The sequence below is a fragment of the Corynebacterium sp. HMSC063G05 genome (assembly GCF_001810555.1).
GTDB lineage: Bacteria > Actinomycetota > Actinomycetes > Mycobacteriales > Mycobacteriaceae > Corynebacterium > Corynebacterium jeikeium_D.
Genome location: NZ_KV801865.1, coordinates 92,101 through 112,653, shown reverse-complemented (window position 1 = coordinate 112,653; position 20,553 = coordinate 92,101). Strand labels below are relative to the sequence as shown.

The 20,553-nt window shown below is 59.5% G+C and carries 19 protein-coding genes; 4 read left to right on the top strand and 15 right to left on the bottom strand.

The genetic code is table 11. The annotated features are described in order from the left end of the window. Positions 1-174: 174 nt before the first annotated feature. Positions 175-480 carry an antibiotic biosynthesis monooxygenase family protein gene (locus tag HMPREF2751_RS09775; protein ID WP_038629377.1) on the bottom strand — a complete coding sequence of 102 codons (306 nt, stop codon included), beginning with the start codon at positions 478-480 and terminating at the stop codon, positions 175-177. A 65-nt stretch (positions 481-545) separates the two neighbouring features. On the opposite strand from HMPREF2751_RS09775, the gene HMPREF2751_RS09770 reads away from it, so the two are divergent. Continuing rightward, complete coding sequence (locus HMPREF2751_RS09770; protein ID WP_070595942.1) at positions 546-1,307, top strand: hypothetical protein; 762 nt, start codon at positions 546-548, stop codon at positions 1,305-1,307. Positions 1,308-1,311: 4 nt separating this feature from the next. Here the strand turns inward: HMPREF2751_RS09770 and guaA are convergent, their stop codons facing one another. From guaA to guaB, 4 genes are all read right to left on the bottom strand, one after another. After that, positions 1,312-2,886, bottom strand: a complete 1,575-nt coding sequence (guaA, locus tag HMPREF2751_RS09765; RefSeq protein WP_070595941.1) for a glutamine-hydrolyzing GMP synthase — start codon at positions 2,884-2,886, stop codon at positions 1,312-1,314. Positions 2,887-2,899: 13 nt separating this feature from the next. Next, positions 2,900-4,648: an FAD-dependent oxidoreductase gene (locus HMPREF2751_RS09760; protein ID WP_049169947.1), complete on the bottom strand. Its 1,749-nt coding sequence runs from the start codon at positions 4,646-4,648 to the stop codon at positions 2,900-2,902. A 119-nt stretch (positions 4,649-4,767) separates the two neighbouring features. After that, positions 4,768-5,916, bottom strand: coding sequence for a GuaB3 family IMP dehydrogenase-related protein (locus tag HMPREF2751_RS09755; RefSeq protein WP_016422120.1), 1,149 nt, complete (start codon positions 5,914-5,916; stop codon positions 4,768-4,770). Between the two features lie 50 nt (positions 5,917-5,966). Then, on the bottom strand, positions 5,967-7,496 hold the full coding sequence (gene guaB / locus HMPREF2751_RS09750) for an IMP dehydrogenase (protein WP_070595977.1): 1,530 nt from the start codon (positions 7,494-7,496) through the stop codon (positions 5,967-5,969). 263 nt (positions 7,497-7,759) lie between these two features. Between guaB and HMPREF2751_RS09745 the strand changes: the two genes are divergently transcribed. Together HMPREF2751_RS09745 and HMPREF2751_RS09740 are read left to right on the top strand one after the other, a co-directional pair. Further along, positions 7,760-8,128 carry a DUF5319 domain-containing protein gene (locus HMPREF2751_RS09745; protein ID WP_038629374.1) on the top strand — a complete coding sequence of 123 codons (369 nt, stop codon included), beginning with the start codon at positions 7,760-7,762 and terminating at the stop codon, positions 8,126-8,128. A 137-nt stretch (positions 8,129-8,265) separates the two neighbouring features. Then, positions 8,266-8,589: a WhiB family transcriptional regulator gene (locus tag HMPREF2751_RS09740; protein WP_016422117.1), complete on the top strand. Its 324-nt coding sequence runs from the start codon at positions 8,266-8,268 to the stop codon at positions 8,587-8,589. 119 nt (positions 8,590-8,708) lie between these two features. Here the strand turns inward: HMPREF2751_RS09740 and groL are convergent, their stop codons facing one another. The 10 genes from groL to HMPREF2751_RS09690 form a co-directional block, all read right to left on the bottom strand. Further along, positions 8,709-10,313 (bottom strand): chaperonin GroEL, encoded by a 1,605-nt coding sequence (gene groL / locus HMPREF2751_RS09735; RefSeq protein ID WP_070595940.1) that lies wholly within the window; start codon positions 10,311-10,313, stop codon positions 8,709-8,711. Positions 10,314-10,332: 19 nt separating this feature from the next. Next, positions 10,333-10,632 carry a co-chaperone GroES gene (groES, locus tag HMPREF2751_RS09730; RefSeq protein WP_005510054.1) on the bottom strand — a complete coding sequence of 100 codons (300 nt, stop codon included), beginning with the start codon at positions 10,630-10,632 and terminating at the stop codon, positions 10,333-10,335. Between the two features lie 156 nt (positions 10,633-10,788). Then, positions 10,789-11,433: a hypothetical protein gene (locus HMPREF2751_RS09725; protein WP_070595939.1), complete on the bottom strand. Its 645-nt coding sequence runs from the start codon at positions 11,431-11,433 to the stop codon at positions 10,789-10,791. Positions 11,434-11,536: 103 nt separating this feature from the next. Continuing rightward, positions 11,537-12,616: a tRNA (adenosine(37)-N6)-threonylcarbamoyltransferase complex transferase subunit TsaD gene (tsaD, locus tag HMPREF2751_RS09720; RefSeq protein WP_070595976.1), complete on the bottom strand. Its 1,080-nt coding sequence runs from the start codon at positions 12,614-12,616 to the stop codon at positions 11,537-11,539. Between the two features lie 58 nt (positions 12,617-12,674). Beyond that, positions 12,675-13,103 carry a hypothetical protein gene (locus tag HMPREF2751_RS09715; protein WP_042388422.1) on the bottom strand — a complete coding sequence of 143 codons (429 nt, stop codon included), beginning with the start codon at positions 13,101-13,103 and terminating at the stop codon, positions 12,675-12,677. A gap of 55 nt (positions 13,104-13,158) precedes the next feature. Continuing rightward, a complete protein-coding gene (locus HMPREF2751_RS09710) occupies positions 13,159-14,895 on the bottom strand; it encodes a pyruvate dehydrogenase (RefSeq protein WP_016422112.1) in 1,737 nt (578 codons plus the stop codon). Positions 14,896-14,933: 38 nt separating this feature from the next. Continuing rightward, positions 14,934-15,413 carry a ribosomal protein S18-alanine N-acetyltransferase gene (rimI, locus tag HMPREF2751_RS09705; protein ID WP_016422111.1) on the bottom strand — a complete coding sequence of 160 codons (480 nt, stop codon included), beginning with the start codon at positions 15,411-15,413 and terminating at the stop codon, positions 14,934-14,936. After that, positions 15,410-16,060 (bottom strand): tRNA (adenosine(37)-N6)-threonylcarbamoyltransferase complex dimerization subunit type 1 TsaB, encoded by a 651-nt coding sequence (gene tsaB / locus HMPREF2751_RS09700; protein ID WP_070595938.1) that lies wholly within the window; start codon positions 16,058-16,060, stop codon positions 15,410-15,412. Before tsaB ends, rimI begins: the two co-directional genes overlap by 4 nt. 30 nt (positions 16,061-16,090) lie before the next feature. Further along, positions 16,091-17,704 (bottom strand): alanine racemase, encoded by a 1,614-nt coding sequence (gene alr / locus HMPREF2751_RS09695; protein WP_070595937.1) that lies wholly within the window; start codon positions 17,702-17,704, stop codon positions 16,091-16,093. Then, entirely contained in the window at positions 17,701-19,371 is a 1,671-nt protein-coding gene (locus HMPREF2751_RS09690) for an NAD(P)H-hydrate dehydratase (RefSeq protein WP_070595936.1), read from the bottom strand. The genes alr and HMPREF2751_RS09690 overlap by 4 nt, the downstream gene beginning before the upstream one ends. A gap of 24 nt (positions 19,372-19,395) precedes the next feature. On the opposite strand from HMPREF2751_RS09690, the gene HMPREF2751_RS09685 reads away from it, so the two are divergent. Next, the gene (locus HMPREF2751_RS09685) at positions 19,396-20,472 is read left to right on the top strand and encodes an esterase/lipase family protein (protein ID WP_083304442.1); all 1,077 of its coding nucleotides are present in this window, start codon (positions 19,396-19,398) and stop codon (positions 20,470-20,472) included. The last annotated feature ends 81 nt before the right edge of the window (positions 20,473-20,553 follow it).

The window sequence follows — 20,553 nt, the reverse complement described above, 5'->3', positions numbered from 1 at the left end:
CCACCTCATCTCACTGCCATGCTCACCACGAACCCTGCTCGAATATTCTTTCCCAACAAGCGGATTAAACACTACCTTAAATAGCACGTACGTTCGATATTAATGTGCGAAGAAAAGCGCCGCACACCACCGCGCGACGCTCTAACCTCAGCCGAACACTACATTGCGTAATGCTTACGCCTTCACATCCAGGACTACATCGAATTCGAGCAAATCAGCCGACGACGACACCGGCTTGCGCTTTTCGCCCTCATGCGATGCCTTGAACGCACGGCCCTCACGCCACCCCTGGTAGGCCTCCTCGCTCTCCCACTCAGTGAAGACGAAGTAGCGGCTCTCCCCTGCGGTTGGACGCAGCAGCTGGAAACCAATAAAACCCGGGACATCGGTCATTTTCGAAGAGTTAGCGGAAAAGCGACGTTCGAGCTCTTCTCCCGCACCCTCAGGAACGGTAATAGCGTTAATTTTTACAATGCTCATGGTCATAACACTAGCCACACGACTCTCAACAATCTATAGTTCCACCGCTACTAAACTTAAGAAGTATGACTGAATGCAGCCGACGCCAACACTCTTCAGGGCCTTACCAAGACGCAACTCAACGCACGACAAAATTTATCAATAACCCCGTGCGGCTGGGGACGGCGATTGGCGTCATCACCGCAGTGATTACGCTGCTCGCGCTGCTTAACGCCCATATCATCGGCGCCATTGGCTGGTGGATCCTGATTGCGCTTCTACTCGCACTCATTGGCATCACCATTTTCCCGCGCCACGCAAAAACACCCACCAAAGAAACTCGGCCCTCCTACTTCGCAGAGCCAATGCGTGAGTCACCAAACGACATCTCGTGGAATAGCAGTATAAGCGTGCTGCTCATCTTCCCCGGAGCATGGATCATTGCCGCCGTCGCCGAACGAATCTCCTCTACACCGGTCGCTTGCATCGTGACCCTAGTTCTGGCCGTCATCACCGCTACCTGCGCAATCCTGCCGCGGCAATTCGGATTCCTCCCCCTCGCTGCACACCTTCCTGACAATTTCGCCCAGCGTTGCCCCTACCCTGCCGACTCACCAGAGGCCCGCATCCTCGCAGTCCTCTTCATCGCGCGTCTACGCGACGGCTACGTCTTCTTCACCGACCAGCTCCCCTATTTCGCCATGCTTGACGACGATGCCGTGAGCGCAGCCCTCCACACCCTAACCACCGATAAGCGCATCACCATCACCAAGAACAATTCGGCCCTGACGGAAAAGGGCCGTGCCCGCGAGTTTGCACAACTCACAGACACGGCCCTCGCCAACTAGTGGCTTACTCCCACTCAATGGTTCCCGGTGGTTTGGAGGTCACATCCAGGACCACTCGGTTGACCTCTGGCACCTCGTTGGTAATACGGGTGGAGATTTTCTCCAGCGTATCGTAGGGAACACGAGTCCAGTCAGCGGTCATCGCATCCTCAGAGGAAACCGGGCGCAGCACGATTGGGTGGCCATAAGTACGACCATCACCCTGGACACCAACCGAGCGGACGTCGGCAAGCAGGACGACCGGGCACTGCCAGACAACCTCGTCCATACCTGCGGCCGTCATTTCCTCGCGTGCAATGGCGTCGGCGCGACGGAGGGTATCCAGACGCTCCTCATCGACAGCGCCGATGATGCGGATACCAAGACCCGGGCCCGGGAACGGCTGGCGAGCGACGATTTCTTCCGGCAGCCCCAGTTCGCGGCCGACCGCACGGACCTCGTCCTTGAACAGCAGGCGCAGCGGCTCAACGAGGGTGAACTCAACGTCATCCGGCAGACCGCCGACGTTGTGGTGGCTCTTAATGTTGGCGGTACCAGAACCGCCACCGGACTCAACCACATCCGGGTACAGGGTGCCCTGGACCAGGAAGTCCACGGTCTCGCCCTCCGGAGCGCCCTCCAGCGCCTGTGCGACAGCGCGCTCGAAGGAGCGGATGAACTCACGGCCGATGGTCTTACGTTTGGTCTCCGGATCGGTGATATCAGCCAGAGCATCCAGGAAGACCCTGGAATCGTCGACGGTAATCAGCTTCGCACCAGTTGCGGCAACGAAATCCTTCTCAACCTGCTCGCGCTCGCCCTGGCGCAGCAGCCCATGGTCGACGAAGACACAGGTCAGACGGTCACCAATAGCGCGTTGCACAAGTGCGGCGGCAACTGCGGAGTCAACGCCGCCAGACAGACCGCAAATTGCGCGACCGGTCTCACCGACCTGATTACGGACCTGCTCAATCAGCTCTTCCGCGATGTTAGCGGCAGTCCAGTCCGGCTCCAGGCCAGCAATCTCATACAGGAACTTCTCCAGAACCTGCTGACCATACGGCGAGTGGTTGACCTCCGGGTGGTACTGCACACCGGCCATGCGCTTTTCCAAGCACTCGAAAGCCGCTACCGGAGCACCCTTGGTGGACGCCGTAACGGTGAAGCCCTCCGGTGCCTTAGACACCGCGTCACCGTGGCTCATCCACACCTCGTGTGTCTCCGGCACACAAGTGTGAGCGACACCGCCACCATCGACGACGTTCAGCTGCGTGCGGCCGTACTCACGGTCACCGGTAGCAGCAATCGTGCCGCCGAGCACCTCAGTCATCGCCTGGAAGCCGTAGCAAATACCAAACACCGGAATGCCCAGCTCAAGCCACTCTGGGTTGAGCTTCGGGGCACCTTCGGCGTAGGCACTGGACGGGCCGCCGGACAGCACCAGCGCGGCCGGGTTCTTGGCCTTAATTTCTTCGGTCGTCGCATCATGCGAGACCACTTCGGAATAAATTTTTGCCTCGCGCACACGTCGCGCGATGAGCTGCGCATACTGCGCACCGAAGTCCACGACGAGGACGGGCTTAGTCACCTGTTCAGACACGCCCTAAAGCTTATCAAGACTTACGGACTGCGGGCATACCCAGGTTCAGTGCAGCCGGAGCATCTTCCGGCACAGCCGGGTTCACCGGAGCAATCGGATCCAGGCGCACGTAGGACTCACCCTGCGCCGGACGCTGATCTTCCTCACCCTTATTCGGCCACAGCGACGTTGCACGCTCCGCATTCGCGGAAATCGACAGTGACGGGTTCACTCCCGGGTTGGCTGCCATCGCCGAACCGTCGTGAATCGAGAGCGTCGGGTAACCCCACACACGCAAGTACGGATCAACAACGCCGTTTTCGGGTGAATCCGAAATCGTTGCGCCGCCAATGAAGTGAGCTGTCAAAGGAATGTTTGCCAACTCACCGATAGTGCCCCCAGCCAGCACACGACCATTCCGACCACGTGCACTGAGCTTGTCCGCCGCACGTTGCGTAGCTTCGTTACCCGACGGAATCCACGTCGGATTCGGCTCCCCCTCGCCCTGCTTACTCATCAGGAAACGCACCGGCCCGATCTTTTGCAGGTACGTCGTAATCGAGTTGTCGCGATTCTGCATCACCAGAGAAATCACGGTGCGCTGCGACCACTTACGCAGATTCACGAGCTGCGTCAGGTAGTTAGGATGCTTTACGACGGTTCCCACAGCCTGCAACCATCGCGGAGTCCGACGACCTCCTTCGGTCATAATCATCTGCAGCATTGCGATGGCATTAGAGCCCTTACCGTAGCGCACTGGCTCGATATGGGTGTCCTCGTCTGGGAAGAATGACGAAGTGATGGCTACACCGTTAGAGAAGTCATTTTCCGGGTCCACCTTCGTACCCATCGCGCCCAAAATAGCCTCGGAGTTGGTGCGGGTCAGCTTGCCCAAAGACTTCGGCAGCAGCGGCAAGTGCCCATCGGCCTGCTGGCGGTGCAGCAAATTCTGGGTGCCCCAGGCACCGGCGGCGAGAATGACGCGCTTAGCGCTAAACTGCTGCTTGCCCTTAGCTACCCAACGGCCAGTGCGCTCAGTGTCAATAACCCAGGAGCCATCAGCCTGAGGATGCAGGCCAGTAACGGTAGTGCGGTCAAAGACCTGCGCACCGAACTTCTCCGCCAAGTAGAGGTAGTTTTTAACCAGGGTGTTCTTGGCATTGTGACGGCAACCAGTCATGCACTCACCACATTCCGTACAAGCAGTACGGTCCGGGCCAATCCCCCCGAAGTAAGGATCGGAAACTGTTTGCCCTGGCGCACCCTGTCCACCTGTCTTGGCTCCGAAGAACACACCCACCGGAGTCGAGCGGAAAGTATGGCCCACTCCCATATCTTCGGCTACCTCACGCATGACGACGTCGGCAGGCGTGTCGGATGGGTTGGTGACCACCCCGAGCATGCGAGATGCATTGTCATAGTGCGGAGTGAGTTCTGACTCCCAGTCGGTAATGTGCCCCCACTGACGGTGCTGGAAGTATTCAGTGCCCGGCTTATACAGAGTGTTTGCGTAGTTAAGAGAACCACCGCCGACGCCGGCACCAGCGAGAATCATGACATCTTTCAACATGTGCACGCGCTGGACGCCAAAGAGTCCCAGCTTGGGAGCCCACAGGTACTTGTGAAGCCGCCAGCTGGTCTTGGCAAAGTCTTTATCTTCGAACCGTCGACCAGCTTCGAGAACTGCCACTCGGTAGCCCTTTTCGGTCAACCGCAAAGCAGAAACAGAACCACCAAAACCGGAACCGACGATTACAACATCGAAATCACGTTGTTTACTCATGGGAAAAGCCACCTTCTCTAAGGGCGTAACGCTAATGCGCGGAACTCATGTTCCTAACCCTAAGCGGAGGTGGCTTTTCAGTAAGGTAGTTTTGCGAAAAAACTATCCGATTACTTTAATTAAAAACCCTTCGGACGTACCGACAGCTCAACGCGGTGGAAGGACTTCAAGTTGGTAAAGCCGCACTTTGCCATTGCGCGACGCAGGCCACCGGCGAGATTGCGGTCACCGAACGGCGAAGCGGAAGGGCCAAACAGAGCCTCTTCCAGGCTGACCAATTCCTTCTCATCGTCGACGACCGGCCACACCGCACCGCGCGGGTACTTCGGGTGTGCCGCAACAGACGGCCAGGCGTAGCCCTGCCCCGGAGCTTCGTGGACGGTTGCCAGCACACTGGACAGTGCCACAGCATCCGCACCGCAGGCGATTGCCTTGGCAATGTCACCGACGGTATCAATGCCGCCATCGGCAATGATGTGGACGTAGCGCCCCTCGGTCTCATCGAGGTAGTCCTTACGAGCAGCTGCAGCATCCGCAATAGCGGTAGCCATTGGCACATCGATACCGAGCGCATCCGGGGACGTCGTAAAGCCCGTACCGACAATCACACCAGCGGCACCTGAACGCATCAGATGCAGCGCAGTCTGGTAGTCGACAACGCCACCGGCGATAACTGGAACGTCCAGGCTGCCGATGAAGTCCTTGAGGTTTAACGGTTCACCCTGAGCCGTGACATGCTCTGCGGAAATCAGCGTGCCCTGGATAACCAACAAGTCGATGCCGGCCTTGATAGCCAGCGGAGCCAGCTCACGGGCATGCTGCGGGGAGACACGAACTGCAGTGATCGCGCCGGTTGCGCGAATCTCCTTGATGCGCTCAACCAACAGGTCAGTATCAATTGGAGCAGAGTGCAGTTCCTGCAGCTTGCGGTTCACTGCCTCGGATTCACGCTTGGTGGCGGCATTCTTTGCCAACTCCACCAGCTCGGCGATCTTGTCCTGCGCATCGGCGTGACGGGCCCAGATACCCTCGGCGTTGAGAACCGCCAAACCGCCCAGGCGAGCAAACTCAGCGACGGATTCCGGGCTGGCGATGGCATCTGTCGGATGCATCATCATCGGGAGTTCGAAATCGTAGGCGTCAATTCGCCAGGAGGTATCGACGTCCTTGGACGACCGGGTACGCCGAGTGGGAACGAGTGCAATATCGTCCAACTCGTAGGTCCGGCGTGCCTCGCGGCCAATACCGATTTCAACGATGTCGCGCATGAGCTTTCCTCACATGCCCTTTCCGTGGAATTTAACTCGACTAAGCCAGTTTAGCGCTGGTAGTAGTTCGGCGCTTCGACCGTCATCTGGATATCGTGCGGGTGCGACTCGCGCAGGCCTGCAGCGGTGATCTGGACGAACTGTGCGTCGTGCAGCTGCTCGACGGTAGCGGAACCGGTGTAGCCCATAGCTGCGCGCAGACCACCGACCAGCTGGTGAACGATGGAGTCGATACTGCCGCGGAACGGAACACGACCCTCAATGCCTTCCGGAACCAGCTTCTCTTCGCTCTTGACATCAGCCTGGAAGTAGCGGTCCTTGGAGTAGGATCGCTTCTCACCGGTCAGGCCACGGCCCTGCATAGCACCCAGCGAGCCCATGCCACGGTACATCTTGTACTGCTTGCCGTTGACGAAGGTGACCTCACCCGGAGCCTCAGCGGTACCGGCCAGCATCGAACCGAGCATGACGGAGGATGCACCGGCTGCCAGAGCCTTGGCGATGTCGCCGGAGAACTGCATACCGCCATCGGCGATAATCGGAACGCCAGCCTTCTTAGCTGCGACAGAGGCTTCCATGATGGCGGTGATCTGCGGGGCGCCCACACCTGCGACAACGCGAGTGGTGCAAATCGAGCCTGGGCCGATACCGACCTTGATGGCATCTGCACCCGCGTCAATCATGGCCTGTGCAGCGCCACGGGTAGCCAGGTTGCCGCCGATAATCTGGATGTTCTCGCCGAATTCCTTCTTAACGCGGGAGACCATCTCAAGTACACCTGAGTTGTGGGCGTGAGCGGTATCAACAACGAGCACGTCTACGCCTGCGTCAGCCAATGCGTGCGCGCGCTTCCAGGAGTCCTCGCCGGTACCGATACCAGCACCGACCAGCAGACGGCCGGAACCATCCTTGGAAGCATTCGGGTACTGATTCTTCTTGACGAAGTCCTTGACGGTAATCAGACCAGTCAGGCGGCCTTCGCCATCGACAATCGGCAGCTTCTCCACCTTGTGAGCGCGCAGCAGGTTCAGCGCCGCATCGCCAGACACACCCTGCTCAGCCACGACCAGCGGCATCGGGGTCATGATTTCGGAAACCTTGCGGTTCAGGTCTGCCTCAAAACGCATGTCACGGTTGGTGCAGATACCGACCAACTTGCCGTCCTTATCGACGACCGGCAGGCCCGAGATGCGGTAACGAGCGCACTTGGCATCTACCTCGGCGATGGTGTCATCCGGGGAACAGGTCACCGGGTCGGACACCATGCCAGCCTCAGAGCGCTTCACAATCTCGACCTGCTGAGCCTGCTCCTCGATAGACAGGTTGCGGTGCAGGATACCCATACCGCCCTGGCGGGCCATGGCAACAGCCATGCGGGCCTCGGTGACGGTGTCCATAGCAGCGGACACAACCGGAATGTTCAGACGCAGCTCACGAGTGAGCTGCGTCGAAGTATCAACGCCGGAGGGGATAACGTCCGAAGCATCCGGCAGCAGCAGGACGTCATCGAATGTAAGGCCGACTAGTGGAATCTTGTTGGGATTGTCTCCGCCGAGGCTAATTCCCGTGGGGTTGGTCATGGACTCCTCCTGCTCCACCCTTGCCGACATCCGGCCAGGGGCGCTATCGCTTCGTGGTTGCCAAACGTTATATACAGGGTAGTCCTTCAGTGATGAAACGCGACAATTAGGCGGAGCGACAGGTGCCCGACAAGGGTTAGCCGAAAGCTAGCTGAGGGTTATTCCAAGGTGAACTAAACCCCAACTAAGTGCATCGCCAATCGACAGGATTGCCGTACAGAGCTGTTACGGTAGTGGTTGTGAACCACAACTTTTTCTCATCCATGCCGCGGGATCCGTTCGAAGGAGATCCCAATGACCCGGCAAGCTTTCTCGAGCCGGATGAGCCGTTTGCTCCACTGACAGACCAGGAACGTCGAGAGGTTCTTGAAGATCTGGCCGCAGTTCGCCTATTCCGTACCGCTTTGAGCCCAGAGGGATTACTGGGCGTCTGTATGTTGTGTGAGGACTGCGGTGACGAGCACTTTTACAACTGGGAGGTTTTGGAAAACCACTACCTGATGCTCCTGTCTGGACAGGCATCTCCGGTTCACGAGCCACAATTCGATCCAGACCCCTCCCGTTACGCCCCATGGGACTACTGCGCAGGCTTTGTCGACGGTTTGCGTTCTCGACGACCTGGCCGTTTCTAAAAATTTGGTAAGAGTTTGACGGAATTGTTTGCGTAGTATCCCGGCTGGCCTCCTTAGGTTTACCAACCGTTCATTGTTGGCCTCCACACTTGAGCTCACTGCTTCAAGAAAGCTCAATGAAGGAGACATCAATTCCGATGACGTACATCGACCACTTGCCCGGGCCCAATGCGGATTTGTGGGATTGGCAGCTGCACGGCTCGTGCCGCGGGCAGGACTCCGCGACCTTCTTCCACCCGGAAGGCGAGCGCGGACGCGCACGCAGCCTGCGTGAAGCCCGTGCGAAGGCTATCTGCCGTTCTTGCCCTGTTCTTATGCAGTGCCGTAGTCACGCACTCAAGGTTGGTGAGCCATACGGTGTCTGGGGCGGTCTCAGCGAATCTGAACGAAATGAAATCCTTCGAGCTAAGCCGGCTGCACGTGAACGCGAACTTGAACGCGTTCTAGTCACTGCCATGTAGTCCCTCTCCTCTCTCGGACTCCAGCCGGTTCACATAAAAACCAAAATGCTCCCCACCCTCAGATTGAAAGGTGGGGAGCATTTTACGTGCCAAAGGCCCGGGCACTAGCTCACTTGCGATTAGTGAGCGTGATCGTGCTCTGGTTCCTCTTCCGGCTTATCCACAACGGAAGCCTCAGTGGTCAGCAGCATACGCGCCACGGAGGTTGCGTTGACGACTGCGGAGTGAGTGACCTTGACCGGGTCAATGACGCCGGACTCAATCAGGTTCTCGTAAGTGTCAGTAGCAGCGTTGTAGCCGTTGCCGTTCTCCAGCTCACCAATGTGGTAGACAACGACCGCACCGTCCTTACCAGCATTCTCAGCAATCCAGAAAGCCGGACGGGTCAGAGCCTTGGCAACTGCACGGACACCGACTGCCTCGTCGCCCTCGAACTCGTCAGCGAATGCCTCGAGTTCACGGGAGATCTGCACCAGTACGGAACCGCCGCCGGCGATGACACCTTCCTGAGCTGCCGCACGAGCAGCGTTAATGGCATCCTCGACACGCAGCTTGCGCTCGTTGACCTCGGTCTCGGTAGCAGCGCCGACCTTAATGACAGCCACACCGCCAGAGAGCTTCGCCAGACGCTCTTCCAGCTTCTCGCGATCCCAGTCAGAGTCAGTGCGCTCAATCTCGGCACGGATCTGGTTACGACGCTCTTCCACAGCCTCAGCGGTGCCAGCACCGTCAACTAGGACGGTCTCGTCCTTGGTAATGGTGATGCGGCGTGCGTTACCCAGCACCTCAAGTCCAACGTCCTTCAGCTGCATGCCAGTGTCAGCCGTAACGACGGTTGCACCGGTGACAACTGCCAGGTCATCCATGAACGCCTTACGACGGTCACCGAAGTACGGTGCCTTCACTGCGGCAACCTTCAAGGTCTTGCGCATAGCGTTGATGACCAGCGCGGACAGAGCCTCGCCCTCGATATCCTCAGCCATGATCAGAGTCGGCTTGCCGGACTCGGCAATCTTCTCCAGAATCGGCAGGAACTCCGGCAGGGAGGAAATCTTCTCGCGGACCAGCAGCACCTGTGCACCGTCGAGAATTGCCTGCTGAGCCTCAACGTCGGTAATGAAGTACGGCGAGAGGAAGCCCTTGTTGAAGGACACGCCCTCGGTCACGGACAGCTCGGTGGCAATCGACTGCGACTCCTCCACAGAGACGACGCCGTCCTTGCCAACCTTGTCCATGGCACCTGCAACCAGGTCACCAATTTCAGTGTCGCGCGAGGAAACGGTTGCCACCTGTGCGATGGCAGCAGAGCTGCTGACCGAGGTGGCGCGCTGCTTCAGCAGCTCAACCGCCTTGTCGGATGCAGCGTGAATACCGCGGTTCAGCGAAATCGGGTTTGCGCCGGCTGCAACGTTGCGCAGACCCTCGTGGACCAGCGCCTGTGCCAGCAGCGTGGCCGTAGTAGTGCCGTCACCGGCAACGTCATTGGTCTTGACCGCAACGGACTTAACCAACTGCGCGCCGAGGTTCTCAAACGGATCCTCAACGTCGATGTCGCGGGCGATGGTCACACCATCATTGGTGACCAGCGGACCGCCGAAGGCCTTGTCCAGGACAACGTTGCGACCCTTCGGGCCAAGCGTGACCTTGACTGCGTCGGCAAGCGTGTCCACACCGCGCTTGAGGCCTTCGCGAGCCTCTTCGTTAAAAGCAATAAGCTTCGCCATGTGTGGGTACGTCCTCCCTTTAGTTCTCGATAACAGCCAGGATGTCGCGCTGCGACAGCAGCAGGTACTCTTCGCCCTGGTACTTCAGCTCAGTGCCGCCGTACTTGGAGAAGATGACGATGTCACCCTCCTTGACGTCCATAGGAATGCGGTCATCGTCATCGGCCCAACGACCCGGACCAACTGCGATAACGGTAGCCTCCTGCGGCTTCTCCTTAGCGGAGTCCGGGATAACCAGGCCAGATGCCGTGGTGGTCTCTGCTTCGTTGATCTGGACGAGGACGCGGTCCTCCAGCGGCTTGATGTTGACGTTCGCCACGATGAATTCCTCCATACATGCGGTGATGTGATGTTCTTGTGCCGGTTGGTCTGCCGTGCACAGCCGTCGTCGCGGGTGAACAACTGTGTGTCAAACAACCTTCGTTAGCACTCTACCCCTGCAAGTGCTAACACTCAACAATAGTGAGCGCTAATGCTAATTGGTCAGCTTGTCGGGGTTACACGCCATACGACCGAACGCAGTAACCGTCATTCCGTGTTCCTTGATGTACTCATCGCTAAAGCACGGACCACCAGAACCGGTTGTGTAGTTACTGTCTGGCTCCCTCCTTTGCCAGGCACCTTCGTCCCATTGGTAAACCGCCAGTCCACCACTGTTTGCGCGCCCACCCAGCGCCCACCATCCGTCACAGGCGACGATCGTAAAGTTTTCCTCCGTAGTCGGGAACGCCGACGCCTCGCAATCCCCACTAATCGGATAATCGGGCGCAGCCGTACTCGTGGTTTCCCTCGTCTTGGTTTTCTCCGGCGACTTCACCTTCACGGTCTCCGTCGCAGTCGCAGTAACAGTGAGCTTCGGCGCTACTTCATCCTTGGCACCTGCACCAAACCATTGCTCACCTCGACCACTCACAACTAGGTAAAGCACCACTGCTACAGCGACGATCACCACAAGCAGCAGAGCGATGACTGCCCATAGCACTCCCCCAGCACGACCGCGCTGATGTTCAACTTGCGGTGCTTGCGGTACTTGCAGTTCGCCCTGCGGCGCAAACAGCTCAGTCTGATTATGCGAATTATCGGATGGCTGAAGTTCCCACTCGCTGTAGTCTTTACTCATTTTTGGGCAAGCGCTTTCCTGTAATTGTCCTGCGATCCATGGCACAGAAACAAGTCAAAGTCAGTTAACGAAACTTAACATGGATCCGAGGGGCAATCACTGCTTATTGCATTACAGGATCTTCCACTGGCATCGATGGGTCGGTCGGGCAGGCGTAGCCAGAGGGCTTGACCCCCGCGGCAATGAGGTAGGCGGCAGCTGCGCCAATCATGACACCGTTGTCGGTGCACAACTTAATCGGTGGCACGTGCAGCGTAATTCCCGCCGAGGTAGCTCGCGCCGCTGCGAGTTCACGCAACCTCGAGTTCGCAGCCACACCACCACCGAGCAGCAGCGTAGTGGCCCCCACATCCTGAGCTGCGCGAACGGCCTTCTTGGTCAATACATCGCAGACCGCCTCCTGGAAGGAAGCACAGACGTCCTCTACGGAGTATTCACGACCTTCCTTCTCCGCCGCCTCGACATAGCGGGCCACGGCGGTTTTCAAGCCGGAGAAGGAGAAGTCATGGCGCGCATCCTGCTGGCGCATCATGGCGCGAGGAAACGCGATGGCCTTGCGGTTACCCTGCTTAGCCAACTTATCGATAATCGGGCCGCCCGGGTAACCCAATCCGAGCAACCTCGAAACCTTGTCGTATGCCTCTCCGGCCGCGTCGTCAAGCGTCGATCCGAGCTCCCCCATCGGACGACCAACCCCCTGTACGCGCAGCAGCTGCGTGTGCCCGCCGGAAACTAGCAGCGCCACTGCGTTGGATAGATCTGCGCCATCGAGAGCTCCGACAGCAACGTGGCCACCAAGGTGATTAATGCCGTAGAAAGGCACACCCCAGGCGGCGGCATAAGCCTTCGCGCCTGCCGAACCGACCAGCAGCGCACCGGCGAGACCGGGCCCCACGGTAGCGGCGACGGCATCTGGGATAAAAGTATCGATACCGAGCTTGGCAGCTGCTTGCGCGCGCGCCTCGGAGACTACTGGCTGCAAGGCTTCCAAATGAGCGCGGGAAGCAATCTCCGGGACCACACCACCGAAGCGGGCGTGCTGCTCCATGGAGGATGCGACGACGTCGGCAAGCACTTCCACCTCGGGAATGGCGGGGGTGCTGGTGTCGGTGTCGTCGTAGCGCACACGCATCACTGCAGCGCCAGTCTCATCGCAGGAACTCTCGATTGCCAGCAGGGTCAACTCGGTCATAGCAGTCATGGTACTAGCGCACCACCGGGTCGCTTACCAGCGACCGAGTTTAAATTTCGAGGCGACCGAGGTTCCGCACAGCGGCACGCCAGAGAGCGTATTCCTCTGGGTAGTCATCGCGGTAGTGGCGCACGGCGCGCATACCGTGCTTAATACGCTCGATTTCCTCGTCGCCGATATCCTTGCCCTCGGCGTCGACAAATACGACCGTTCCGCAAATTGCGGTGGTGGGGTCGGTAAAGAAAGCCGAGTTGCCCGTAGCAGCCTCATTGCGGCCGAGGGACGCGACCGGATTCGGTTCAGCGCCCTCAGCCTTGGCCGTCGGGTTGTAGAGAGCGGCGTAATCGGCGCCGTCTTCCTGAAACGCCACCGAAACACGGTCGGAGGAAACTCCGCCGAGGAATGTAGCAGCGGCCTCCAACTCAAATTCGACGATGCGATGCGTCAGGTCAGGGTTCACCAGAAAACCTTTAATCATGGAAACAGAGGTACCGCACCGCACCCGCTCCCGCATCTCGAGAGCGCTACCCCCACTATGGCCGCGGGATGTTGCGGAGGTTCGACCGTGCCATGTTGATCATCTGACCAACGCCGCCGCCGAAGACGGTGCGAGTAGCGGCCTTGGAGAATCCCATCAGCATGTCCCAGGTGATGTTTGCCGGGATGGACAGGGCATTCGGGTCGGTGATCATATCCACCAGCACCGGACCGTCGTATGCCAGCGCCTCTTGAATCAGGCGAGGCGCATCGGCCGGATCTTCAATTCGGATGGCCTTGATACCCAACGACTCTGCGACTCCGGCGTAGTCCACTGCGTCGTGGTCGGTCTCGTGCTCCGGCAGCCCCTGAACCAGCATTTCCAGCTTGACCATGCCGAGCGAGGAGTTGTTGAACACAAACATCTTGATGGGCAGCTGCTCCTGCTTCACGGTGATGAGCTCACCGAGCAGCATTGACAGGCCACCGTCACCATTGAAGGTAATGACCTGACGGTCCCGGTCAGCAGCCTGCACACCAATGGCCTGCGAAAGTGCATTGGCCATAGTGCCGTGACGGAAAGAACCAATCTGCTCTCGCTTGCCATTCGGCGTGACGTAGCGTGCAGCCCAGACATTGCCCATGCCGGTATCCACGGTGAAGACGGCATCGTCATCGGCGTACTTATCAATCAGGTCGGCCACATACTCCGGGTGAATCGGTCGCATGTTCTCAACGTCGTGGGTGTATGCCTCGATGACGTGGCTGAGCAGGCGCTCGTGGTTCCGCAGCTGCTTGTCCAGGAAGGAACGGTCAGTCTTTTCATCCAGGTGCGGCAGGATGGTTTCAATCGTGGCAGCCACATCGCCGACGACTGGGTACTTCACCGTGGTACGACGACCGATGGCACGACCATCGATATCGACCTGGGCGACGTTCTTGGTCGGCAGGAAGTCGTTGTACGGGAAGTCAGTACCGAGCAGAATCAACAGATCAGCATCGTTGGAGGCATCGTGGCAGGCGCCGTAGCCCAGCAGGCCGGACATGCCGACGTCATAGGGGTTGTCGTACTGGATGTACATCTTGCCACCCAGCGCATGTCCCACCGGCGACTTAATCTTCTCCGCAAGCTTGAGCACCTGTTCGCGGGCGTCCTTCACACCTGCGCCACAGAAAAGCGTGACGGTTTTAGCCTCGTTGATTGCGTCGGCAAGCGCGGCGGCCTGGCCGGCGTCAGGGAATACGACTGGGCGACCGCTGCTGATAGTGGAGGTGACGAACTCATCATTTTCCACTTCATGCGTTGTAATGTCGCCCGGCAGAACCAGCACGGAAACACCGTGGCCAGTCATGGTCGACTGGATAGCGTGATGCAAAACGACGCCACCCTGCTCAGCGGAGTTGACCATCTCGCAGTAACCGGAGCACTCGTTGAAGATGAACTCCGGATGGGTCTCCTGGAAGAAGTTCGAGCCAATCTGGCGGGAAGGAATGTGCGATGCCAGCGCCAGCACCTTTGCGCCGTTGCGGTGGGAGTCATACAGGCCCTGAATGAGGTGGGTATTACCCGGGCCACAGGAGGCCGCACACACTGCTAATTCGCCGGTGACCAGGGACTCCGCGCCGGCGGCGAAGGCGGCAGCCTCTTCGTTGCGAACGTGCACCCACTCAATGGAGGACTCGCGCACAGCGTCGACAATGGGGTTCAAACTATCTCCAACGAGTCCGAAGATTCGCTTGACACCCTGCTTCTCTAGGGTTTCTACGAGCTGTTTTGCAAAGGTTTTAGCCATGTGCCTGGTTTAACGCAGATTAGTCAATACGTCAACATCTAGCTGGCCAACTCAGGCCGACACATCGTGTACGCATCCGCCCCAGAGCCCGGATAATAGTTCTTTCGCAGCCCCATATTTTCGAAGCCATAGCGCCGATACATGGCGATTGCGGGTTCGTTATCTGTGCGAACTTCCAAAAACACCGGGCCCGAATCCTCCGCCACAGCTGCCATCAGCGCGTCCATCAGCTGCGTCCCAAAGCCCCGGCGCTGCCACTTCTTCCCCACCCCGATGGTGTGAATCTCGTACTCGGCGGCACCCGCAGGCCCCAGCTTGGTAATCCCCGCATAGCCGCACAGTTCTTCGTCCTCGTCTACATCTGCAATCAGCCCGACGTAGAAATTGTTCGGCGCGGCCAGCTCGGCCATAAAGGCCGATTCCGACCAGGGATCGTCGCCGGCAAATAGCTCCGCCTCAATCGCCGCACACGCCTTGGCCGCAGGAGGCCCGAGACGCACTAGCTTGACGACGCTCATCTCATAGCCTTCGGGACAACGGCATCCGGACGGCGCAAGTACAGCGGCACCAGTGGGCCCGGCGCGGAGTCAAAGTCGACCGCTTCAACCATGGCTGTCGGAGTGGGAAAGACTTGTTCGGCAGCAACCTCAAGCCCGGCAATTTGCTCGATATGGCTGAGACTGCCGCGGGCCTGGCTCGGCGCGAAATCGGCGACTTCTGCTACAAGTTCTTCCTTGAGCAGCTCCATGACGTCGGCTGGCTTGGCCACTGCCGGGCCGAAAACCCGCTGGCCATCGCGGTAGGCGGCGAAGTACACCTCGCGGCGGCGGGCATCGGTGACGACCAGTTCATCGCCAACCCCACCCGCAAGCGAATCCAGGCTGCAGATGCCGTAGCAGGGAATTCCCAGAGCGTCGGCGAAGGAGGCTGCGGTAGCCATACCAACGCGCAAGCCCGTAAACGGCCCCGGCCCACAGCCGACAACCACGGCATCTAGCTCGGTTGCCGCCACCCCACTGTCAGTGAGGCACTGCTGAATCAGCGGCACCAGCACCTCGTTGTGCGCACGGGCATCCAGGTGCAGCTTTTCAGCCACGGTTTCACCATCGCGGACAATTCCCGCGGTGACCTGTGGAGTCGATGTGTCAACGGCCAAAATGTTCATACTCAGTAACCTACTTGAACCGACTTGAAGCTACTTGCTCCACTTCCAGGTGACGACGCGGGCATCGTCGTCACGCGAACGATCGATACTCACCTGTAGATAGCGCTCGGAGAGCACCTCGGCGAGCCCCATTCCCCACTCGGCGACCACGACGCTGTCCTCAAGGTCGGTGTCCAAATCGAGCGAGTCCAGCGCATCGAAGGCCTCGCCATCGGAGCCGGGTCCCTCTTCGCCGAAGAGTCGATAGGCGTCGACGTGGATGAGGGTGACACCGTCGGTTGCAAGCGGACGGTGCTCGCGGGCGATTGTGAACGTCGGCGACGTCACGCGACCGCGCACATTCATGCCGCGGGCGATGCCCTGCGTGAGGGTCGTTTTGCCCGCGCCGAGTGGGCCATCGAGAATCACCAGATCCCCAGCTGCCAACTCCCGGCCAATCTCCTCGCCGAGGTCACGCATGTCCTCTGCGGTTGGCGCGAGCCGGCTGCGCACCCACTTTCGCTCGCTACGCCCCTTCGGCGCGGTGAGGATTTCATAGTTAATGGTGCCGGATGCCTCCGCGAGGTCATCGAGACCGGGCTCCCCCAGTGCGGGATCACCAACGATAACCGCAGTGTCGCCGGCCTCGACATCGGTGTCGGGCCCCAGGTCGACGACGAATTGATCCATACACACCCGTCCTACCTGCGGGTAGCGTGTGCCATTGATACTGACCTCGAAATGCCCGGAGGCCGAGCGCATCATACCGTCGGCGTAGCCGCAGGGCACGATGCCGATGGTGGTGTCGCGGTCAGCTGTCCACGTCTGGCCGTAGGACACCGACTGCCCCTCCGGTAGCTTTTTGACCAATATGACCGACGCTTCCCACCGCATCGCCGGACGCAACCCATGGGTGGCACCCACAATTGGCTCCCCACCATAAATCGCCAGACCCGGGCGCACCATGTCGAAGGCCAGGTCCGGACGCGACAACGATGCCGGCGAATTCGCCGCATGGTTAATCAGCTCGTCCAGCCCCGCCTCACGCAGTGCCGCAATCGCAGCACGGAAATTCTGTGCCTGCTTATCGACGCTCTCGTGGCCCGGCTCATCCGCGCACGCAAAGTGCGTGAAAGCACCGGTGACGTTCAGAGCACCGGTCTTGTGCAGCTCGACCAGCTGAGCGACCGCATGCTCAAAGTCCCCATTGGCCATAGAGAATCCCGAGCGGCCCAAACCCGTATCGACCATCACCGTCACACGTGGTGTCACCGACAGCGCCCGCCCGGCATTGGCCACGGCCAGCGCATGAGCCATCGACGGCAGACCGAGGTCAATATCTGCAGCCACAGCTCGCTGCACCAATGAGGTGGCCGCTGCGTCCCAGATCCAGGCAAGGATGGGGATGGCGTGGCCGTCGTCAAGCGTGGCGCGGAGTTCCTCGCGGAGGGAGAGCGCCTCGTCGATTGTTGCGACGCCGAGCTGTGTTGCGCCGCCGTCCAGTGCGGCACGCGCGGTCTGCAGTGCACCCTGCGAGTAGCCGTCCGCCTTGACGACGGCCATGAATTCCGACACCCCTGCGATGGCCTTGACGGTCTTCACATTGTGGGTGATTGCGTCGAGATTAACGGTATGAGTCAGGATGGCTGGTGCCGAGGAAGTCATAGCCGTATTTTGCCACTGCTGCCTTCGTTGGTGAACCATGCGGTGGCATCTCGGATGGATTCGGCGATGTCCTGGGCGCTGCAGGGTGCTGGTCCGAACTCTGTCTGCGCGGCCAAAAACGCGGCGCGCGCATGAATAATTGCTGGTAGATAGAGGGCTTCGCCACGCGCTACCCAGGCGCCGAGGAGCCCGGACAGTACATCACCAGAGCCCGGCGTGGCTGCCCATGAGCTACCCGCGTCAATCACGACTGTGCGCTGCGTTGTCGGATTGGCAATCACAGTGCGGCGCCCCTTGAGCAGCACTTCGGAGGAGAACTGCTCGGCAAGTTCACGCGCATCTGCGATGGCGTTAGTGACCTCACGCCCGGTAAGACGCTCAAATTCGCCGGCGTGCGGAGTGAGAACAGTGCGCAGGTTGCGCTCCTGGCCGCGCTCACGAACGAGCTGTCGGATGTCCTCATGCTTCGACAGCAGTGTCAGTGCGTCAGCGTCGATGACCACTGGTTTGTCAGTGGCCAGAATGTCTCGCAGTTCCTCGGCGGCTTTCTCATCAGTGCCCCGACCGGGACCGACGACCCAGGCATCGACGCGTACCTCTTTGCGATCCACCGAGTCCTGCTGCGCAATGACCGTCGGCAAGGCTGCGGTGATGCGGTTACGTGCGGCCGCGTCGCTGACATAGATGACCGCGGGACTGGTCGCATGCACGGCAGCGGTGGCGCACAGCTGACCTGCGCCGGGATACGCCTCGCTACCGGCGGCGATTCCTGTAACTCCAGTGGAGTACTTGTGGTCTGCAGCACCGGGTTCGAGCGGGGTCATCGCGCCAAGTGGTGCCGGAAAGCTCCCGCCTAGGGCTTCGTAGAACTCCACGGTCGGAGTCTGGTGGTGGACGGCATTATAGGTACCGTTTTCATAGAGCGTCTGCCCCAGTCCTGGAAGTTCGAGGGAGAAGGAGTCGAGGGAGATTTCATGTAATTCGACCTCACCACAGGCCTCGGACAGCGAGTGCGCGTAGCGCAGACCGCCGAAAGTCACCGTTGTCGTGGCCTCGACGTGGGATGGCAGGTACGGGTTCTGTCCCTCCTCCAAATCAGGGTCTGGATTGATGGTCTGGGCAGGCGGGTCAAAAGTACGCCCAGTATCGGCTTCTACGCCGCTCGGCACATCAACCGCGAGAATGGGAACTTTGCCCAACCGCGCTTCGCGCACCAACCACGCGGCCTCTTCACGCAGCGCGCCGTGACCTCCGAGCCCCACGATGCCGTCGATGATCAATGCGTAGTCTTCACTAATCGACCACAGAATCTTCGATAAATCCGTCTCCCGGTCACACCCCAACGGCAGCACCCGCCCACCTGCGAGTTCAAAAGCTTTCAGCGCCCGTTCATGCGGCTTCGAGCCCAGCAAAACCGCATCCACGCCATGCCCATCCGAGGACAAGTTTCGGCCAGCATAGAGTGCATCGCCACCATTGCCTCCCGATCCAACCAACAGCAGCACGCGACCGCGACCAGGCTCCGGAGATGCCTCTGAGAGCATCCGCTCCGCCACCTCCGACACAGCGGCGGCTGCGTGGCGCATGAGTTCGTCGTCACGCGTTTGTGCGTCCAGATAGGGCTGTTCCGCGGCGCGAATTTCGGCAGCTGTGTAGCAGTACGTCATAAACCCAGCCTACGATTAGCCCCTATGGATGACTACTCCCCGAGCACGCGAGTTTTCGGCCCTCTACTGCGCGCCTTTCCCCAGGCATACCTGCGCTCGTTGCGTCATCCCGAATGGATCCCCCACGGCGTGCAGGACGTTCGTGAAATCCTCGACGGCAAAGTCACTCCTGACCTGGACAGATACAACGGTCGCACACCAATTGTCCTGGTTCACGGCACCTGGATGAACTCGTTCAACTCCTTCGCCATGTTGGGGCCGTTCCTCGCCCGGAATCGCCCCGTATTCTCACTCGATTACGGCTCCGACCCCGCCGCGCTGGTCAGCCGTCTCCGTAGCGTCAAAGCCACCACCGATTTGAGCGATGCGCTCGCTGAAGTCACCGACCTTCTCGACCGCTTCCGTGCCCAACTCTCCCTACCCCGCCTCGACCTCATCGGCCATTCCCAGGGCGGTCTACACTGCCGCAGCTACGCTAACGCGAGCATCGATTCGCTTTACGACGACGCACTCAACCATGGCCTCAACGAAGAAGAAGCCGAGCAGTACGCCTCCGACAACAGCCCCGTGCGTGCAGTCATCTCGCTTGCGGGAAACCATCGCGGCACTACTGCGTGGGGCATGCGCCGAAGGCTCAGTGCCCTTGAGCGATGCGGCCTACCGATGCACAAGCTCGTCGACCGCCTTGTCGGCCGTGCCTGCATTCAACAGCTGCTGGACTCTGACTACATCGCGACTCTGAACCGCGCAGCGCGTGGCATTACCCGACGTGGTCCGCACTACCTGAATATCGGCACCCCTTTTGACACCGTGGTTCGCCCGTGGACCGGCGCCTTTTTGCCCGAACAAGAGGGTCACCACATTACGAACGTCAACAATGCCACTGGCGGTGGCGACTGGTCTGATCACCTCGCACTGCTCTACTCCCCCAATACTCTCGAACGCATTCACGAGTTCTTGGAGGAACTGGATGGCGCTGAAGCTGGTGATGTCCCGCATCATCCGCGACAGCGAGTCCTGCCTATGTACGGCGCTCTGCCGACAGGTCTCGGGCGGCGGAGTCTCGGGCGGTGGGGTCTCGGACGGAGGGACCGGATCTAATTCAGCACAGAATTTTAGAACGTATTTCCAGAATTCTATTGACAGTTTTTCAAACAGGTGTACGATTTGGGTTGTAGGGAA

What these genes read in the sequence shown, in the direction of transcription:
- HMPREF2751_RS09775 (WP_038629377.1), bottom strand. Translation starts at nt 480, where the DNA reads ATGAGCATTGTAAAAATTAACGCTATTACCGTTCCTGAGGGTGCGGGA.
- HMPREF2751_RS09770 (WP_070595942.1), top strand. Translation starts at nt 546, where the DNA reads ATGACTGAATGCAGCCGACGCCAACACTCTTCAGGGCCTTACCAAGAC.
- HMPREF2751_RS09760 (WP_049169947.1), bottom strand. Translation starts at nt 4,648, where the DNA reads ATGAGTAAACAACGTGATTTCGATGTTGTAATCGTCGGTTCCGGTTTT.
- HMPREF2751_RS09755 (WP_016422120.1), bottom strand. Translation starts at nt 5,916, where the DNA reads ATGCGCGACATCGTTGAAATCGGTATTGGCCGCGAGGCACGCCGGACC.
- guaB (WP_070595977.1), bottom strand. Translation starts at nt 7,496, where the DNA reads ATGACCAACCCCACGGGAATTAGCCTCGGCGGAGACAATCCCAACAAG.
- HMPREF2751_RS09745 (WP_038629374.1), top strand. Translation starts at nt 7,760, where the DNA reads ATGCCGCGGGATCCGTTCGAAGGAGATCCCAATGACCCGGCAAGCTTT.
- HMPREF2751_RS09740 (WP_016422117.1), top strand. Translation starts at nt 8,266, where the DNA reads ATGACGTACATCGACCACTTGCCCGGGCCCAATGCGGATTTGTGGGAT.
- groL (WP_070595940.1), bottom strand. Translation starts at nt 10,313, where the DNA reads ATGGCGAAGCTTATTGCTTTTAACGAAGAGGCTCGCGAAGGCCTCAAG.
- HMPREF2751_RS09725 (WP_070595939.1), bottom strand. Translation starts at nt 11,433, where the DNA reads ATGAGTAAAGACTACAGCGAGTGGGAACTTCAGCCATCCGATAATTCG.
- HMPREF2751_RS09715 (WP_042388422.1), bottom strand. Translation starts at nt 13,103, where the DNA reads ATGATTAAAGGTTTTCTGGTGAACCCTGACCTGACGCATCGCATCGTC.
- HMPREF2751_RS09710 (WP_016422112.1), bottom strand. Translation starts at nt 14,895, where the DNA reads ATGGCTAAAACCTTTGCAAAACAGCTCGTAGAAACCCTAGAGAAGCAG.
- rimI (WP_016422111.1), bottom strand. Translation starts at nt 15,413, where the DNA reads ATGAGCGTCGTCAAGCTAGTGCGTCTCGGGCCTCCTGCGGCCAAGGCG.
- tsaB (WP_070595938.1), bottom strand. Translation starts at nt 16,060, where the DNA reads ATGAACATTTTGGCCGTTGACACATCGACTCCACAGGTCACCGCGGGA.
- alr (WP_070595937.1), bottom strand. Translation starts at nt 17,704, where the DNA reads ATGACTTCCTCGGCACCAGCCATCCTGACTCATACCGTTAATCTCGAC.
- HMPREF2751_RS09690 (WP_070595936.1), bottom strand. Translation starts at nt 19,371, where the DNA reads ATGACGTACTGCTACACAGCTGCCGAAATTCGCGCCGCGGAACAGCCC.
- HMPREF2751_RS09685 (WP_083304442.1), top strand. Translation starts at nt 19,396, where the DNA reads ATGGATGACTACTCCCCGAGCACGCGAGTTTTCGGCCCTCTACTGCGC.